Raw genomic sequence first — 570 nt, 5'->3', positions numbered from 1 at the left:
AGACTGCGTAATCTTCTCACTGGGGCTTAGTAACATAATCTGTGCATCACATTATGCGAACTTTCAGTCATCATGACTTTCAAAATGATATTCAGATTCATGAAGCTCAACCAATTTATCGCAGATAGTACAAAAAACATAACAAGTTTCTATCTTACGAATGACTGGGGTATCGATAACACCATAAGAAAGATAAGTTAAATAAATATCTTCCAATTCATCTTTAGTAAAATCCATTAAATAACTCCCATTATGCGAACTTTCAGACGCTAAAAATAACACTTAAATACAGAGAGGAAAGAAGCAAATAACATCCCTGTAGTGAAGAAAAACATCGCAATAAAAATAAAAAGCTTAATAGGAAAAAATTGCATTTTAAACTTAAGTACATGTGCATCATGTTTTGTCATATTTTGCCAATCCTTAAAAAATAACAAGTGTTGATTTTATTCATTTTTTTCACTCCCGGATTAAACCTGAAGGGAGACCAGCAATGTAATAAAATGCCAATTAATATACCTGGTAGTAACTTGCCAGGATCAAAGTCCTGGTTCATACCTGGTAGTAACT

Annotated in this window: 1 protein-coding gene; it reads right to left on the bottom strand. The window is 32.5% G+C overall.

Annotation, left to right across the window (positions count from 1 at the left end; translation table 11 throughout):
- Window positions 1–63: 63 nt before the first annotated feature.
- On the bottom strand, window positions 64–237 hold the full coding sequence (locus ACTJJG_RS19020) for a hypothetical protein (protein WP_154101079.1): 174 nt from the start codon (window positions 235–237) through the stop codon (window positions 64–66).
- Between the last annotated feature and the right edge of the window lie 333 nt (window positions 238–570).

The sequence above is a fragment of the Acinetobacter sp. 22512 genome, from assembly GCF_052044755.1.
Lineage (GTDB): Bacteria > Pseudomonadota > Gammaproteobacteria > Pseudomonadales > Moraxellaceae > Acinetobacter > Acinetobacter pittii.
The sequence above is the reverse complement of the archived record's forward strand: the minus strand, read 5'-3'. Positions and strand labels throughout refer to the sequence as shown.